Below are 16,548 nucleotides of genomic sequence, written 5' to 3' on the forward strand. Positions count from 1 at the left end.
GGGGCGGGGTGCCCTTGGGCGGTCTCAGGGAGGGTTGGGGGCTTCCCGTCAGTCCCATCGTCCTTCCGGTTCGGGCCGGTCCCTCAAGGGCGCTCCTTCGTCGCGTCGCTACGCGATCGCCTTCGGCGACCCTTGACCGACCGACCCGAACCGGAAAGCCGAAAGACTGCCGGGAAACCCCCAAAGAAACGGCACGGTCCAGAGGAGAAGGGACGGGTCCCTCAGCGATGAGACGAGGGGCCGGGGCTTGGCCGGCCGGGCATCCGGGCCCCAAGAGCCGAGATCCGGAGCCGGGGCGCGACTACCCGCACGAGAAGGCGAACAGACTGCCCTGCGGAGCCCCCAGGCGCAGCAGATCGCTACGCGCTCCTCTCGTCTCAGCGTCCGACGACCGCCTTGGGCCGATACCCGCACCAGAGGGCGAACAGAGCAGCCCAGGAAGCCGACAGGCGCGACAGATCGCTACGTGCTTCTCCCGACTTGGCGTCGGACGGCCGTCTGTGGCTGATACCCGCGCCAGAAGGCGAACAGAGCAGCCCAGGGAGCCGACAGGCGCGGCGGATCGCTACGCGCTTCTCTGATCGCGGCGGCCGGCGGCCGTCTTGGCCTCCGGAGGGAGCGTGGGAGTTTCGTTCAGGTGATGCGACTAGGTTCTGTCCGGCGGATCATTCGCGGAGCCAGAGCCTGATGGCTGCGGTGGTGATGGTGCCGTGGAAGACGTAGGCGCGTTTGTCGTAGCGGGTGGCGACGGCCCGGTGGTGTTTGAGCCGATTGATCGTCCGCTCGACCTCGTTGCGCCGTTTGTAGAGCTCCTTGTCGAAGCCGGTGGGCCGGCCGCCCCTGCTGCCGCGGCGTTTGCGGTTGGCCCGCTGGTCCCTGGGCTCTGGGATCGTGTGCTTGATCTGGCGTCTTCGCAGGTGGCTGCGGTTGCGGCGTGAGCTGTATGCCTTGTCGCCGCTGACGTGGTCGGGCCTGGTGCGGGGGTGTCCGCCGCCAGGTCTGGCGACACGGATGCGAGCGAGGACTTCGGTGAACTGGGGCGCGTCGCCCCACTGTCCCGGTGTGACGAGCAGGGCCAGCGGGCGGCAGCCGCCCTCACTGGCGAGATGGATTTTGCAGGTCAGGCCGCCCCGGGACCGGCCGAGTCCCTCGTCGGGGCGGTGGTTTCGAGGCGTCGTTCTTTTTTCGGGACCCGTGGAGTGGTCTTGCGGGCTCCGGCCGCGTGCTGATGGGCCGGCACGTGGTCGAGTCGACGCCGACCATGCTCCAGTCGAGTCGGCCCGCCAGGTCGGCATCGGCCTGGACCGCCCGCAGGATCCGGTCCCACGTGCCGTCGGCGGACCAGCGCCGATGGCGTTCATAGACCGTCTTCCAGCTGCCGTATCGCTCGGGAAGGTCCCGCCACGGGATCCCGGTCCGCACCCGGAACAGGATTCCGTTGACCACCTGCCGGTGGTCGCTCCAGCGTCCGCCCCGCAGCCCGGCAATGGGCAGGTGCGGCTCAAGCCGCACCCACTCCGCGTTCGTCAGATCACCCCGCCCCATGCCCGGCCTAACGACCGGACAAGCCGACAGTGACAAGATCCGCCGGACAGAACCTAGAACCGTCTGGTCAGAATGCAGTGGGGATCATCGTTGTCTTCATCGCCCACGCGGGTCCAGAGCATCACCGTGTTGTCATGCCGCCACACGCTGAGCTCGTCGCGCACTTCGTCGCCCTTGGGGCCTTTGACGTCGAACTTTCGCTCAACGGCCCTTCCTGTCTCGGCTCTCCAGGTTCCGGACCCCGACCGGGGGCCGTCCCAGTTCCAGTCCGAGGCGCCCATCCAGTCGCCGCACACCTGGTTGGCGATGAAAGTCCCGTCCGGATTCAGCGTCAGGCTGCCGCCGTAGGCGTCGAACCACGTGACCGCGAGTTCGGCCGGCGTCAGTCTGACGGGTTCGCCTTCGGGCGGCGGGCGGTTCCAGATCCTTCCGCAAGCCGTGAGCGTGAGAGACATGGCGAGGAGGACCAGTACGGTCCGGCAGGAACGCGGCACACTCCACCCCCAAGGGTTTCTGCAGGTCGCGTGTGCGACGAGGATGCGACCCGCAGCCTGGCACACACTTTGAACGCGTTCAAGTCCGAGGTGCGGCATCAGCCCCGGACGGGCGTCGGACGCTGAGAGATGAGGAGCGCGTAGCGATCTGTCGCGCCTGTCGGCTTCCTGGGCTGCTCTGTTCGCCCTCTGGTGCGGGTATCGGCCCAAGGCGGTCGTCGGACGCTGAGACGAGAGGAGCGCGTAGCGATCTGCTGCGCCTGGGGGCTCCGCAGGGCAGTCTGTTCGCCTTCTCGTGCGGGTAGTCGCGCCCCGGCTCCGGATCTCGACTGTTGAGGGCCCGGATGCCCGGCCGGCCAAGCCCCGGCCCCTCGTCTCATCGCTGAGATGCCCGTCCCTCCACCATGGACCGTGCCGTTTCTTTGGGGGTTTCCCGGCAGTCTTTCGGCTTTCCGGTTCGGGTCGGTCGGTCAAGGGTCGCCGAAGGCGATCGCGTAGCGACGCGACGCAGGAGCGCCCTTGAGGGACCGGCCCGAACCGGAAGGACGATGGGACTGACGGGAAGCCCCCAACCCTCCCTGAGACCGCCCAAGGGCACCCCGCCCACCGCGGCGTCTCAGCATGCCCCGCCACGGTGGAGGCGGCGGGTCAGGGCGTGGAGCCAGGGGTGGGTGGCCGGGCGGCCGTCCAGGACGGCGGTGAACTGGGCCGTCGTGCGCAGGGCGCGGAGGGTGGCCAGGTCGTCGCGGCCCGGGGGCGGGGGCGGAGGGGTGCCGTGCTGGGCCGCGCGGTAGGTGTCGACGAGGTACTGCTCGATGGCTGTCATGCATCCACCCTCACCCCGTTGGGCGCGGCGCGCTCGCCGATTGACGCTCCCCGTCAATCGACGCCCCTCACCTGCGGCGATGCCCCGTCGGCGGCTTCACGACCCCTCGTACGGGCGTACGGCCAGAGCGCGGGCGCCCGCGCCCGTCGGCCGCGCCCTGCCGTGTCCGCGGCGCGCGCGGGAGGCCACAATGGGGCGATGAGCGTCACCATCGACATCGCCGGGCTCCCCGCGGAGCGGATCGGTTTCGCGCCGTCGCCGCTCGCCGAGCTCTGCATGACCCTGCACGCGCTCTCGCAGCCGGCCCATCACCCGGGGCTCCAGTCCTGGACGAGGGCCACCACGGCTTCGCTCGACCCCTGCCTCGCCGACCGGCTCCTCGAGGCCGATTTCATGTGGCGCAGTTCGTTCTCGGACATCTTCATGGCCTTCGCCGGCATCCCCGGTGGTACCGGCCGTCCGGGGGCGACGCTGGCCGAGGAGCTGGACGTGCTCGACCGGTTGGACGACGAGCGGTTCGTGATGGCGGCGCTGGAGCACTGCTGGCTGGCGCTGTACAACGAGGGCGGCGGGCCGCACCCGTTGAAGGACGCGGGGGCGCGGGCGAAGGCGCTGGAGACGGCGGCGGCGCGCGGGCCGCGGCAGTTGGAGTTCTCGATCCGGCTGCTGGACGACCCGACCGGGGTGCGGGTGTGGATGCGGCGGCTGCTGGAGGACTGCGACGAGGCCTTCTTCGCCGAGACCTGGCGGCGCATCGAGCCCCGTCAGACGGCGGACGCCCGGCACAAGGCGGAGGTGCTGCGCCGCAAGGGGCTGCCGGCGGTGCTGCGGGAGGTGTCCTCGGCGCTGAGCGTCGACGAGGGGCTGACGGTGATCACCGCCGACAAGATGGTCAACGGTCAGACCACGGCGACGGATCCGCTGGTCGGGCCGGGGCTGCTCTTCGTTCCGACGAACTTCGGCTGGCCGCACCTGTTGGTGCTGCACGCTCCGGGCTGGCGGCCGGTGGTGCACTACCCGCTGGACTCGCCCGAACTGGCCTCCGAGCCGGGCTCGGTGGAGTTGTTGCAGCGCCGGATGGAGGCGTTGGCGCACCCCATGCGGATGATGCTGTGCCGCAGTCTGGCGCGCGCCCCGTACACGACGAGTGAGCTGGCGCGGGTGTACGGGATCTCCGCGCCGGAGGTGTCCCGGCACCTGGCCGTGCTGAAGAAGGCGGGCCTGATGCACACCCGGCGCCAGGGACGTTATGTACAGCACCAGTTGGATCTGTCCGTGGTCGCACGAATAGGTGGCGATTTCATCGAGGGAATCCTGCGCTGAGCCGGTCTGCCCGACGATCGGACGGTGGCCGGATTTCGCCCCTCATCAGAGGTACCGATATCCGGATTTCACAAACCGGAAGCAGTGAAAACTCTGGCGAGGGCCGCCTCTTGGTGTCTAACGTGCGTCCACCACGCCACGCCTCCCCCACAGACGCTTCCTGCTGTGAAAGGACCTTCATGCCCTCTCGCCGTATAGCCGCAGCCACCGCCGTCCTGGCGGCCGCCGCCCTCGTCTCCCCGCTGCTCCTCGCCGGTCCGGCCGGTGCGACGAGCCCGCAGAGCGACGCCGCCCGGGGTGACGCGCTGGCCAGGAAGCTGGTCAAGGACTCGACGGGCAAGGGCGCCAACAACCATCTGAAGGTCTTCCAGTCGATCGCCGACTACAACAACGGGACCCGGGTGGCCGGCTCGAAGGGCCACGCCCAGTCGGCGCAGTACGTCGAGGCCGTGCTGAAGGGTGCCGGGTACCAGGTCTCGCGCCACGAGTTCGACTTCGTGTACGTCGAGACGATCTCCGAGAAGCTGAAGGTCAACGGGGCCACCGGCCGCGACGTGCCCCTCAAGCTGATGACCTACACGGCCAGCGGCCCGGAGGGCGGCATCACCGCGCCCGTCGCCGTCGCCCCCGTCGACGCCGACGGCACCAACGGCTGCGAGGCCGCGGACTTCGCGCCCGGCGCCTTCACCGGCAAGATCGCGCTGATCAAGCGCGGCGGCTGCACCTTCGCCACGAAGCAGGCGAACGCGGCGGCGGCCGGCGCGGTCGGCGCGGTCATCTACAACAACACCGCGGGCGCCCTCAACGGCACCCTCGGCGACGCGAACGCCGGCAAGGTCCCCACCGGCGGCATCTCCCAGCAGGACGGCGAGAAGCTCGCCGCGGAGGCGGCCGCCGGTCCCGTCTCGCTCACCCTGGACGTCCGCGAGCTGCGCGAGAACCGCAAGACGTTCAACGTCGTCGCGGAGACCAAGGGCGGCGACCCGGAGAACACCGTCTTCCTCGGCGCGCACCTGGACTCGGTCGCGGCCGGTCCGGGCATCAACGACAACGGCTCCGGCTCGGCGGGCATCCTCCAGGTCGCACAGCGCCTCGCGAGCGAGCAGAAGAAGATCAAGAACAAGGTGAAGTTCGCCTGGTGGTCGGCGGAGGAGTTCGGTCTCCTCGGCTCCGAGGCGTACGTGGCCTCGCTGACGCCCGAGCAGAAGAAGCAGATCAAGCTCTACCTGAACTTCGACATGATCGCCTCGCCGAACTCCGCGTACTTCGTCTACGACGGCGACGACTCGGACAAGGTCGGCTCGGGCCCGGGCCCCGAGGGTTCGGCGCAGCTGGAGAAGCAGATCACCGACTTCCTCGACGCGCAGAAGATCCCGCACGAGGGCAGTGACTTCACCGGCCGCTCGGACTACGGCCCGTTCATCGAGGCCGGCATCCCGTCGGGCGGTACGGACACGGGCGCCGAGGGCATCAAGACCCCGGAGCAGGCCGCGAAGTTCGGCGGTCAGGCGGGCGTCGCCTACGACCCGAACTACCACGGCAAGGGCGACGACATCAACAACATCGACCAGAAGGCGCTCGACATCAACGTCGACGTCATCGCGAACGCGGTGGGCCACTACGCCTGGGACCTGGCGCCGCTGACGCAGCCGGTCACCCCGAAGCCGTCCACCGGCTCCGGCAACGGCGGCGGTCTGCGCCCGGGCCACGACCACGACGTCACGGAGTAGGAACACCGGGACACACCAGGGGCCGGCCTCCCGTGCGGGGGGCCGGCCCCCGGCCGTGCCCCGCGGGGCGGCGGCCTACCCCGGCCAGGCCCCGACGCCGACCGGCTGGACCAGCCAGCCGAAGTCGCCCAGGCCCCCGCGCGCGGTGAGTTCCGCCGCCTCGCCCGCCGCCGACAGGGCGCGGACGTAACCGGCGGGGTCGGTGGAGGCCAGGGCCAGCGGCGGCCGGCCGCCCGAGACGCCGAGGGCGGTCAGGGCGGCGCGCTGGGTGAGCAGGCCGGCGCCCGGTCCGGCGCAGGCGTCGAGCGCGACGTGCGCGGTGACGTCGCAGCCGCCGTCCGGGACGGGAGCCGTCTCGCGGCCGTCACGGAAGCCGGTGAGGGTGCCGTACGGGGGGCGGGCGGCGCGGGTGTGCGCGTAGTCCACGGCCACCGCGAGGCCCCGGTCCAGGGTGGCGACGGCCGCCGCCCAGGCCTCGTCGCGGGCCCGGCCGATCTCCGCCCGGCCGCCGTCCGGTCCGGCCGCGCCGGGCCACCACCGCTCCAGCCAGTCCCGGTCGGCGTCCTCCAGCGGGCCGCCGGGGGTCTCCGTACCGTCGCGGGCGACCAGGACGTACCGGCCGTCCTCCGCGACGTCCAGCGGTACGTTGTCCAGCCATTCGTTCGCGAACAGCAGCCCCGTCGCCCCCTCGGGCGGCTCGGCCACCCAGCGGACGCGGGGGTCCAGCCCCTCGGGTTCCGCCGCGCGCTCCACCCCGTACGGGCGCACCCGCGCGGCCGTCTCCGCGGGCAGCGCGGCGAGGACGCCGGCCAGCAGTTCGCCCCGCCCGGCCCCCATGTCGACCAGGTCGAGCCGCGCGGGCCGGCCCAGCTCCGCGTCCACCCACTCCAGCAGCCGGGCCACGGCCGCCGCGTACAGGGCGGAGGCGTGCACGGAGGTCCGGAAGTGCCCGGCGGGCCCCGGCCCGCCCGGGCGGACGTAGAAGCCGCCGGGCCCGTACAGCGCGGCCTCCATCGCGGCCCGCCACCGGACCGGCCCCCTGACCTCACCCTCAGCGTTCATCCACCGCAGGTTAAGCCAACCCTCCACCTTGGGGAGTACTCCCCCGTCGCAGGGATCGCACCTGTGGTTGACTCCAGCACCTATTCCCTTTCCCTACTCTGGGTTACGTGCAGCGCCTCTACGACTTCATCCGCAGACACCCGACGGGCGTCGACAGCTTCTGGGCTGTCCTCTTCTTCGGGATCTCGATGATGAACGTGGCCGGGGCCGAGGGGCAGAGCACCGCCCTGCGGCTGGCCACCGTGCCCGTCGTCGGCGCGCTGACCGCCGCCCTGGCCCTGCGCCGCCGCTGGACCGTGCCGATGTTCTGGCTGTCGGCCGGCGCGGGCGTCTGCCAGCTGGCCATCGGGCAGGAAATACAGTTCTGCGACGTCGCGATGCTGGTCGTCCTGTTCACGGTGGCCGCCGCCGACGTCCCGCGCTGGGTCTCGCGCGCCGCGCTGGCCGCCGGGCTGCTGGCCTCGCCGCTGTACTTCCTGCGCTTCGGCGTGGACAAGACCGCGAGCGGCACTGAGGAGCTCCTCTTCGTCCTCTTCATGATGGTCCCCTTCGCCCTCGCCTGGGTGATGGGCGACTCGCTGCGCACCCGCCGCGCCTATTACGCCCAGCTCGTGGAGCGCAACCAGCGGCTGGAGAAGGAGCGCGAGGCGCAGGCCAAGGTCGCGGTGGCCGCCGAGCGCGCCCGGATCGCCCGCGAGCTGCACGACGTCGTCGCGCACAACGTCTCGGTGATGGTGGTCCAGGCCGACGGTGCCGCGTACGTCATGGACGTGGCGCCCGACCAGGCCAAGGAGGCCCTCCAGACCATCTCCGGCACCGGCCGCCAGGCGCTGGCCGAGATGCGCCGGCTGCTGGGCGTGCTGCGCACGGGCGAGCCGCAGGAGTCCGAGGACTACGTGCCGCAGCCCGACGTGGAGCAGATCGAGGTGCTGGTCGAGCAGGTGCGGGCGGCCGGGCTGACGGTCGACTTCGAGGTGGAGGGCGCGCCGCGCAGGCTGCCCAGCGGGGTGGAGCTGACGGCGTACCGGATCGTGCAGGAGGCGCTGACGAACACGCGCAAGCACGGGGGCCCCGACGCCCGGGCGAGCGTGCGGCTGGTCTACTTCGACGACGGGCTGGGCCTGCTGGTCGAGGACGACGGGCGGGGCGCGGCGCACGAACTGTACGAGGACGGCGGCGCGGACGGTGCCGGGCACGGTCTGATCGGCATGCGGGAGCGGATCGGTATGGTCGGGGGAACCCTGGACGCGGGCCCGCGCCCCGGCGGGGGCTTCCGGATCAGTGCCCTGCTCCCGCTCAAGAAGAGTTAGCCCCGTACGGGAACGCCCAAGAAGAGGTAGAGGTAGTCACGGATGTCCATCCGAGTGATGCTGGTCGACGACCAGGTCCTGCTGCGCACCGGCTTCCGCATGGTGCTGGCCGCGCAGCCGGACATGGAGGTCGTCGCCGAGGCGGGCAACGGCCTGGAGGCGCTGGAGGTGCTGCGGGCCACGGCGGTCGACGTCGTCCTGATGGACGTGCGCATGCCCAAGCTGGACGGGGTGGAGGCGACGCGGCGCATCTGTGAGCCGGAGCAGCACCCGAAGGTGATCATCCTGACCACCTTCGACCTGGACGAGTACGCGTTCTCGGGCCTGAAGGCGGGCGCGAGCGGCTTCATGCTGAAGGACGTGCCGCCGGCGGAGCTGCTGGCCGCGATCCGGTCGGTGCACAGCGGGGACGCGGTGGTGGCGCCCTCGACGACGCGGAGGCTGCTGGACCGGTTCGCGCCGATGCTGCCGACGACGGCGGCGGAGCCGGAGAACAAGGAGATCGAGCGGCTGACGGACCGCGAGCGGGAGGTCATGCTGCTGGTCGCGCAGGGCCTGTCGAACGGGGAGATCGCGGCCCGGCTGGTGCTGTCGGAGGCGACGGTCAAGACGCACGTGGGCCGGATCCTGACGAAGCTGGGCCTGCGCGACCGGGTGCAGGTGGTGGTGCTGGCGTACGAGACGGGGCTGGTGCGCGCCGGGGGCGGCGGGGCGGGGTAGTCCCGTCGCCCCTCGGGGGGCGGGTCAGCCGCGCTGGATGAACTCGCAGGAGTTCGAGGCGACGAAGTCGAGGGTGGCCTGGTCGGCGAGCAGCACGTCGAGGTCTCCGGGGTTCTCGCCGCATTCGATGCGGTCGAAGCCGCCGTTGCGGCTGACGATGGTGTCGTTGCCCTCACGGCCGTTGAAGGTGTTGCCCGAGAAGCCCGAGAAGTTCCAGCCGTCGGAGTCGAGGAGCCGGTCGGGGCCGGTTCCGCCGACGAGGCGGTCCAGGCCCTCCCCACCCATGAGGTCGCTGGGAATGGCCGTACTGTTGGTGGCCTCGTCGTTGCGGTCACCGAGCGAGGCCATGATGCGGGTCACGGTGTTCGCCTGGCCGCAGCGGACCGTGTGCGGGTTTCCGGCCTGGACGCAGCCCGGGCCCGGGATCAGGACGGCCGTCGCGTCGTTCACTTCGAGGAGTCCGCCGCTGATCCGGAACTCGACCGTGTTGGTCTCCCCCGGCTGCGCGGTGAAGAGGATCTGGCCGCCGTTGCGCGTCACCAGGGCGGGGTCGGCGGAGGCCGGGCCCGCGAGGGCCATCGTCAGGGCCAGGGCGGCCAGGGCGGGGGTGGCGACGCGTGCGGTGCGGGAGAGCTTCATGGGTGTGCTGTCCTTCGGTTGCGAGACGCGGACCGGGTCGAGGGTCCGTCCGGACCTGCACTACCCCGAGCAACCGTCAGATTCATATTGTCAGCCCGGAGTTACCCCGGCTGCCGTAAGCAACCCCACGTCCGGCCCGCCGCCACCCTGACGACGGCGCCCGGCTACGGCAGCGGCGGCACCGCCGTGCGCAGGTGGGTCAGCAGCACCGACAGGGACTCCCACGCCGACGGGTCCCCGCCGTCGCCCAGCGGGTAGTGCAGCCCGGGCCTGCGCGGGGGGCCCACCTGGACGGGCTTGACCTCCAGCGGGGGCCGCCGCGCCTGGGTCAGCGTCGCCTCGGCCACGCCGGCCCCGCCCAGGGTGAAGGACACCGGTACCGCCGGCACGGACACCCGCGGGGTCAGGCTCAGGTCCCGCCGGCCGGGCCCGAGGGAGGCCAGCATGCTGACCAGGCCGTGCCCGGCGACGAGTTCCTCCGCCAGTCCGGCGAGCGCGTCGAGCGGCACCTCCTCGGAGGGCCCGTACCCGAGGGACAGGGTGACGTCCTCCTCGACCCCGGCGGCCGTGCGGAGCACGCGTACGGTGGCCAGCGCGGGCCGCTCCGGCGATCCGACGGCGGTGACCAGCGTCGGCTCGGGCGCCCGGCTCCGGGCCAGGTCGGTGAGCTGGCGCGGCGACCACGGCAGGTTCACCGGCTCGGCGGTGCCCCAGCCGGCGGGCGGGCCCCCGGTCAGGGTGCGCCAGGCGGCCTCCAGCGAGCGGCCGACCAGCAGCCCTTCCTCGGCGGGGTGTTCGGCGCGGAACTGTACGGTCAGCCGGCGTTCGCCCGACGCCTCGGGCCGCCGGAACGCGGCGGCGAGCCGCGCGTCGCCCGCCTCGTCGCGGACCGGGGCGAAGGTGCCGTCCTGCCAGGCCAGCACCGCGCCGGACAGGCCGTCGTAGTACCCGGACGCGGGGTCCTGGACCACCCACCGGTTCGGCGCGCCGGCGAGCGCGGTGCGCAGCGGCAGGCTGAGCCGGCAGTGGTCGGGGGTGACGATGTGCAGGGCCGCGCCGAATTCGGCGGTGGTGCGCAGGACGTCCGACAGCCAGGCGGTCAGCCCGATCACGGGCCGGTCGGCGAGGACCACGGCGGTGGACGCGGTGACGACGTCCACGGTCGGGAGGGCTCCGACGGGCGCGGGTGCCGCCGAGGCCTCGGAGGTCACCGGCACCACTCCGACGTGCCCGGCGCCCTCGGGCCAGACCGTGCCGCCGAGGACCTCGGCGAGGCGTCCGGCGACGGCCCCGGCGAGGGGGGCCGCCTCGGGTACGGCGGTGGAGGCGCGGGTCTCCGTCCACCAGACGGGGGTGGCGGCGGGCGTCCCGAGGAGGCGCTCGACCTCGCCGGGGACCTGGACGAGCACCGGGGCCTCGACGGAGACGAGCGGGCGGCCGGCCGCGCCGAGCAGCTGGATGACGGCGCCGTCCCCGACGGCCTGGGCGTCGAGGTCCGCGCCGCCCGCCGTCAGGGCCACCATCAGGGCGGTGGTGTCGGGCATCTTGGCGGTGAGGGCGATGACGTCCTTGGTCACGGTGTCAGGGCGCTTCCTGGGTCGGGGAGTCGGCGAGGGCGGTCTGCACGATCTGGTGCGGGCGGCCGCGCCGGACGAGGGTGCCGCGGCCGGGCGGCTGGGCGCTCGCGTACAGCTGCGGGAACAGCTGGCCTTCGGAGCGTTCGCCGTTCATCACGAGGGCGGTGGTGCCGGACTCGCGCAGGGTGGTCATCAGCGGCTCGTACAGGGCCCGGGAGGAGCCGGCGACGCGCCGTGCGATCACGAAGTGCAGGCCGATGTCCTGGGCGGACGGCAGGTAGGGGACGAACGCCTGGAGGGGCTGCTGTCCGGCGGTGGTGAGGATGTCGTAGTCGTCGACGAGGACCACGATGCGCGGTCCGGCGAAGCCGGGCCCCTCGCCCGGTTCGGCGTCGGGGTCGATGCCGTCCTCGGGGAGCCGCTTGTCGAGTTCCTTGGCGATGCCCGCGGACAGGGCGGCGGCGATCTTCGCGTTGTGCGCGTAGCCGCCCCGGTAGGGCTCGGGGACCACGCCGCGCAGACCGCGCCTCGGGTCGTAGACGGCGAAGACCAGTTCCTCCTCGCCGTAGCGGGCGATGAGCTGGCGGGCGACGAGGGCGAGCAGGTTGGTCTTGCCGCACTCGTTGTCGCCGAGGATCAGCAGGTGCTGGTCCTGGCCGAAGAGGTCGAGGAGCACCGGGGCGAGGACGTCCTGGTCCACGCCGACGGGGATCCGGTACGGCTCCTCGTCGACGCCCGGCAGCCGGCCGGACGGCAGCCGCGCGGGCAGGACCCGCACGGGGGAGGCGATGTCGCCGTGCCAGGTGGCGCGGACGGTGCCGGCGGCCTCCTCCAGGGCGGTGGCCAGGTCGGTGTTCCCGGCCCGGGAGTCGATGCGCGGCAGGGCGGTCTGGGCGAACAGCTTGCCGTCGGTGAGGACGCGGCCCGGGGTGTCCGGGGAGATCGTCTCGGACAGTTTGCGGTCGATGGCCGAGTCGGAGGGGTCGCCCAGGCGCAGTTCGACGCGGCCGCCGAAGAGGGACTGGTTGGCGATCCGCACGTCGTTCCAGCGGAGCATGCCGGCGACGACGTGGATGCCGTAGCCGCCGCCCCGCTTGAGGAGGTCGGTGACGGAGTCGTCGAGTTCGGAGAACTCCTCGCGCAGGGCCCCGTAGCCGTCGACGAGCAGCACGATGTCGGTGGACGCGAGCTCGGGCAGCCGGCCCTGGGAGCGCAGCCGGCGCAGCTGGTCGACGGAGTCGATGGAGTGCTCGCGGAACAGCTCCTCGCGGGTGGCGAGCATGGCCCGTACCTCGGCGACCGTGCGGGCGGCCCGTTCCCGGTCGGCTCGGCCGGCGATCCCGCCGACGTGCGGGAGCCCGGCGAGCGCGGCGAGGCCGCCCCCGGCGAGGTCGAGGCCGTAGACGGCGACCTCCTGCGGGGTGTGGGTCAGCGCGAGCGACAGGGCCAGGGTGCGCAGCAGGGTGGTCTTGCCGGACTGGGGGCCGCCGGTGACGGCGGTGTGCCCGCCGGCGACGGTCAGGTCCAGCTCCCAGGGGCCGCGCCACTGGCGGGCGGGGTCGTCGAGGACGCCGAGCGGCACCGTGAGGGGGGCGCGGCGGGCGGTGCCGAGCCGGAGTCCGCGTTCGGTGACGGACAGCGGTCCGGCGGCGGCGTCCAGGGGCGTCGCGTCGGGCAGCGGCGGCAGCCAGATGCGGCGGACGGGCGGGGCGGCGTCGGCGAGCTGGTCGACGATGACGGAGAGCACGCTGGGCCCGGTCTCGCGGGCGGTGGCGGTGGGCTTCTCCTCGGCGGGTTCGGCGGGGCCGGTGCTGTCCTGGAGGGTGTTGAAGGTGGGGTAGGCCAGGGCGAGGGGGCCGCGTTCGGTGTCGTCGAGGGCGGCGGCCGGGCCCCGGTAGCGGCCGGAGACGTACCCGGCCTTGAAGCGGGTGTAGGTGGAGGTGTCCACCTTGAGGTAGCCGAAGCCGGGCAGCGGCGGCAGCTGGAAGGCGTCGGTGGTGTCGAGGACGGTGCGCGACTCGTCGGCGGAGAAGGTGCGCAGGCCCAGCCGGTACGACAGGTAGGTGTCCAGGCCCTTGAGCTTGCCGCCCTCGATGCGCTGGCTGGAGAGCAGCAGGTGCACGCCGATGGAGCGGCCGATGCGGCCGATGGACAGGAACAGGTCGATGAAGTCCGGCTTGGCGGTGAGGAGTTCGCCGAACTCGTCGATGACGACGAACAGGTGCGGCAGCGGCTCCAGTTCGGGCTTCTCGGCGCGCAGGACCGCGTAGTGGCCGATGTCGGCGACGTTCCCGGCGTCCTTGAGGACCTGCTGGCGGCGCTTGACCTCGCCGGCGAGGCTGGTGTGGACGCGTTCGACGAGTCCGGCCTGGTTCTCCAGGTTGGTGATGACGCCGGCGACGTGCGGGAGCTTCTCGAAGGGGGCGAAGGTGGCGCCGCCCTTGTAGTCGACGAGGACCATCGCGAGGTCCTCGGGCGAGTGGGTGGCGACGAGGGCGAGGACGAGCGTACGGAGCAGCTCGCTCTTGCCGGAGCCGGTCGCGCCGACGCACAGGCCGTGCGGGCCCATGCCGAGCTGCGAGGACTCCTTGAGGTCGAGGAGCACCGGGCCGTGCCGGTCGTCGATGCCGATGGGGACGCGCAGGAAGTCCCGCTCGCCGCGCGGCGCCCACATCCGCTTCACGTCGAGGGCGGCGGGGTCGGCGATGCCGAGCAGGCCCATGAAGTCGACCGGCCCGGAGACGGGGGTTCCCTCGGCGACGGACTCGGCGGACAGCCGCAGCGGGGCGAGCATGCGGGCCAGGCCCTCGGCGGTGGCCGGGCCGAGGGCGTCGCTGATGCCCTCGGCGGCGGGGGCCTGCGGGGTGCGCAGGTCCCGGACGGTGACGTGGCTGCCGTCCGGCCCGTCGACGGTGATCCGTATGGTCACCTCGTCGGGCTCGTGGACCTGCTCGGCGAGCAGGTGCAGCACGGTGGTGTTCATGTCGGCCAGGCCCACGGCGGTGTCGGGGCGGGGCAGTTCGACGGCGTTCTCTCCGTACTCGTCGCTGACGACGAGGAGCCGGCCGGCCAGGCGCAGGGCGCGCTTGTCGGACAGGCCGCGGCGCACCTCGGCCGCGTACGAGGCCCTGCGGCGCAGGTCGGCCGCGAGGACCCCGGAGGCGAGCTGGGGCAGGCTGGGCGCGATCCGGCGGGCGGCGACGGGCCCGTCCTGTTCCTGCTGGTCGAGGACGTGGGGCAGCCACTTGGCCCACTCCCAGTCCCCGAGCCGGTCGCCGGGCACGCCGAGGGCGACGGCGACGTCGTCGGGGGCGTGCAGGACCGCGGTGTGCGCGAGCAGGGCGCGGGCGACGCGCAGCACGCCCTCGCGGTGGCCGACGATGCTGACGTTGCCGGCCCGGTCGAGGGGGACGGTCAGCGGGAAGTCGCTGGCCCGGCCGAAGCGGGCCATGAGGGCGCCGGCCTCGTTGAGCATGAACCGGTCGGGCGGGGTGAGGACGCCGCCGGCGCCCGCCGCGAGGGAGAGTTCCTGCACGGCGACGGCGCCGGTGCCCAGGCGGGGCCGCAGGAAGTCGGGGTCGGTGCGGCGCCGCTCCCACAGCCGTGCGGGGTCGCGTACGAGGTCGTACAGGGCCTCCGGCGGCGGGTTGAGGCGGCGGGCCTCGTCGCGCAGCGCCTTCTCGCGGGCGCCGAGCTCCTCGCGCTGCTCCTCCAGGTACTTCCAAGGTAGCGCCTCGCGCCTGGGCGCGGCGGGTGCGCTGGGCCTTTGCCGCGCTGGGACCAGAACAAGGGCGACGGCGCCGATTCAGGGCGAAAGACGAGGGCGATCGCGCCGACGGCGGCGAACTTGGCTGTTGCGGATGACGGTCATCATCACGGCCGAGCCCATCACGCCCGCCATCGGCAGCCAGCGCCGGTGGCCGGGCTGCCGATCTTTGCCCTCGGGCCAGGTTGGGGCGGGGCCTCGACGGTGTGGGGCTGCGCGGGGGCGGGGGGCATGGTGCCCCGGGCCGGGCGGTGGATCAGCTGCTGGGTCACCGGGCGGCACCGGAAGCCGGGAGGGCCACGGCCCGCTGGAGCACGTCGGCGGCGAGCCGCACGGCCGCCTCCCGCGTCTGGAAGCCGAGGAGTTCGGACTTGACGGCGCCGCCGGACGCGAGGTGGCGGTCGTAGGGCAGTACGACGACGCCCGCGCCGGTCGCGCGCAGCTTCTCGACGGCCTTGCCGAGGTCGACGGCGGGGTGCGGGGACTGGACGGTGAGGACGACAACGGTCCGCGGGAGGACGGGCACCGGGAGGGAGCCGAGCCAGTCGAGGACGGCGTGGGTGGAGACGAGCCCCTCGGCGGTGGCGGGCGCGGTGAGCACGCGGGCGTGCGCGGTGTCGAGGGCGGTGCGGGCGACCTCGCCGGGGAGGGTCTCGCAGTCGACGACGGTGACGCCGAAGTAGCGGCGCAGGGCGACCATCACGGTCCGGTAGGTGGCGACGTCGACCTGGGCGCCGATGCGGCCCTGGCTGCCGGGCAGCAGCCAGCCGCCGTCGGGGAGCGGCACGAGGTAGCCGGTGATGTCGGTGAGCTGCATGGAGGGGCGGACGATCTGCGCGAGGTCCGCGCAGGTCCAGCGCAGGGACTGCACGCCGAGCCGGACGGGGAGGGTGCCGAGGGCGGCGTCGGCCTCCAGGGTGAGCACCGGGTCGTGGCGGAAGTGGTTGTAGGTGCGGCTGAGGAGGGCGGTGACGGTGGTCTTGCCGGAGCCGCCGCGGATGCTGGTGACGACGATCTGGCGGCCGGTGGTGACGGGCTGCTGGACCTGGGTGGCGAGTTCCGTCTCGGCGGCGACGGCCCTGGCGACGGAGGAGCCGAGCGCTCCGCGGAGGGTGCGCAGGGTGCGGCGGGCCAGCGGGTCGCCGTGGCGGGGCCGGCCGGCGGGGGCGTCGGAGCCGGGGACCGGGACGGTCTCGGGGGCGCGGGCCTGGGGGGCCTGCGGGGTGTACTGCTGCGGGGCGTGGGCCTGCTGGTGCGCCGCGGGGGCCGGCTGCTGCGGGGTGTAGGCCGACTGCTGCGCCGTGGGGGCCGGCTGCTGCGGGAGCGGGGCGTGCGGCTGCACCGGCAGGGCGCCCTGGGGGGCGGTGGCGGGAGCGGCCGTGCCCGCGCCGTGGCCCATCAGGTCGCCCAGGACGCCGGCCTGCCAGTCGCCGTGGCCGCTGCCGGGGCCGGGGCCGGGGCCGCTGCCGCTCGGCTGTCCGTGCCCGCCGCCGCCGACGGGCCCGGGCAGGTGGCCGTCACCGTCACGCTGGTTCGTGCTCATGTCTGACATGTCT

At 73.1% G+C, this 16,548-nt stretch carries 11 protein-coding genes and 1 pseudogene; 4 read left to right on the forward strand and 8 right to left on the reverse strand.

Translation table 11 applies throughout. From position 1 onward, the window contains the following. Positions 1-665 precede the first annotated feature (665 nt). The 3 genes and pseudogenes from SSNG_RS39720 to SSNG_RS44850 all read right to left on the reverse strand — a co-directional run bounded on the left by SSNG_RS39720 (position 666) and on the right by SSNG_RS44850 (position 2,865). Positions 666-1,545, reverse strand: a pseudogene (locus tag SSNG_RS39720) (IS5 family transposase). 53 nt (positions 1,546-1,598) lie between these two features. After that, the gene (locus SSNG_RS42115; RefSeq protein WP_165365002.1) at positions 1,599-2,000 is read right to left on the reverse strand and encodes a hypothetical protein; all 402 of its coding nucleotides are present in this window, start codon (positions 1,998-2,000) and stop codon (positions 1,599-1,601) included. 655 nt (positions 2,001-2,655) lie between these two features. Continuing rightward, positions 2,656-2,865: a hypothetical protein gene (locus SSNG_RS44850; protein WP_007264830.1), complete on the reverse strand. Its 210-nt coding sequence runs from the start codon at positions 2,863-2,865 to the stop codon at positions 2,656-2,658. A gap of 198 nt (positions 2,866-3,063) precedes the next feature. On the opposite strand from SSNG_RS44850, the gene SSNG_RS15700 reads away from it, so the two are divergent. After that, complete coding sequence (locus SSNG_RS15700; protein WP_007264831.1) at positions 3,064-4,188, forward strand: DUF5937 family protein; 1,125 nt, start codon at positions 3,064-3,066, stop codon at positions 4,186-4,188. A 179-nt stretch (positions 4,189-4,367) separates the two neighbouring features. After that, positions 4,368-5,918, forward strand: coding sequence for a M28 family metallopeptidase (locus SSNG_RS15705; RefSeq protein WP_042801088.1), 1,551 nt, complete (start codon positions 4,368-4,370; stop codon positions 5,916-5,918). 75 nt (positions 5,919-5,993) lie between these two features. Here the strand turns inward: SSNG_RS15705 and SSNG_RS15710 are convergent, their stop codons facing one another. Next, positions 5,994-6,980: an SAM-dependent methyltransferase gene (locus SSNG_RS15710; protein WP_042801090.1), complete on the reverse strand. Its 987-nt coding sequence runs from the start codon at positions 6,978-6,980 to the stop codon at positions 5,994-5,996. A gap of 107 nt (positions 6,981-7,087) precedes the next feature. Here SSNG_RS15710 and SSNG_RS15715 point away from each other — a divergent pair, with 107 nt between their 5' ends. Further along, positions 7,088-8,290 (forward strand): sensor histidine kinase, encoded by a 1,203-nt coding sequence (locus tag SSNG_RS15715; RefSeq protein WP_007264834.1) that lies wholly within the window; start codon positions 7,088-7,090, stop codon positions 8,288-8,290. A gap of 42 nt (positions 8,291-8,332) precedes the next feature. Beyond that, complete coding sequence (locus tag SSNG_RS15720; protein ID WP_007264835.1) at positions 8,333-9,010, forward strand: response regulator transcription factor; 678 nt, start codon at positions 8,333-8,335, stop codon at positions 9,008-9,010. Positions 9,011-9,034: 24 nt separating this feature from the next. On the opposite strand, the gene SSNG_RS15725 is transcribed toward SSNG_RS15720, so the two are convergent. From SSNG_RS15725 to SSNG_RS15740, 4 genes are all read right to left on the reverse strand, one after another. After that, the gene (locus tag SSNG_RS15725) at positions 9,035-9,649 is read right to left on the reverse strand and encodes a hypothetical protein (RefSeq protein WP_007264836.1); all 615 of its coding nucleotides are present in this window, start codon (positions 9,647-9,649) and stop codon (positions 9,035-9,037) included. A 164-nt stretch (positions 9,650-9,813) separates the two neighbouring features. Further along, positions 9,814-11,226, reverse strand: coding sequence for a DUF6177 family protein (locus SSNG_RS15730; RefSeq protein WP_007264837.1), 1,413 nt, complete (start codon positions 11,224-11,226; stop codon positions 9,814-9,816). A gap of 4 nt (positions 11,227-11,230) precedes the next feature. Further along, positions 11,231-15,031 carry a type VII secretion protein EccCb gene (gene eccCb, locus SSNG_RS44855; protein ID WP_347232500.1) on the reverse strand — a complete coding sequence of 1,267 codons (3,801 nt, stop codon included), beginning with the start codon at positions 15,029-15,031 and terminating at the stop codon, positions 11,231-11,233. Positions 15,032-15,260: 229 nt separating this feature from the next. Beyond that, complete coding sequence (locus SSNG_RS15740) at positions 15,261-16,535, reverse strand: hypothetical protein (RefSeq protein WP_241695062.1); 1,275 nt, start codon at positions 16,533-16,535, stop codon at positions 15,261-15,263. Positions 16,536-16,548 lie beyond the last annotated feature (13 nt).

It is taken from the genome of Streptomyces sp. C, from assembly GCF_000158895.1.
GTDB lineage: Bacteria > Actinomycetota > Actinomycetes > Streptomycetales > Streptomycetaceae > Streptomyces > Streptomyces racemochromogenes.

Coding starts and splice junctions, on each gene's coding strand:
- SSNG_RS42115 (WP_165365002.1), bottom strand. CDS start 2,000: ATGTCTCTCACGCTCACGGCTTGCGGAAGGATCTGGAACCGCCCGCCG.
- SSNG_RS44850 (WP_007264830.1), bottom strand. CDS start 2,865: ATGACAGCCATCGAGCAGTACCTCGTCGACACCTACCGCGCGGCCCAG.
- SSNG_RS15700 (WP_007264831.1), top strand. CDS start 3,064: ATGAGCGTCACCATCGACATCGCCGGGCTCCCCGCGGAGCGGATCGGT.
- SSNG_RS15705 (WP_042801088.1), top strand. CDS start 4,368: ATGCCCTCTCGCCGTATAGCCGCAGCCACCGCCGTCCTGGCGGCCGCC.
- SSNG_RS15710 (WP_042801090.1), bottom strand. CDS start 6,980: ATGAACGCTGAGGGTGAGGTCAGGGGGCCGGTCCGGTGGCGGGCCGCG.
- SSNG_RS15720 (WP_007264835.1), top strand. CDS start 8,333: ATGTCCATCCGAGTGATGCTGGTCGACGACCAGGTCCTGCTGCGCACC.
- SSNG_RS15725 (WP_007264836.1), bottom strand. CDS start 9,649: ATGAAGCTCTCCCGCACCGCACGCGTCGCCACCCCCGCCCTGGCCGCC.
- SSNG_RS15740 (WP_241695062.1), bottom strand. CDS start 16,535: ATGAGCACGAACCAGCGTGACGGTGACGGCCACCTGCCCGGGCCCGTC.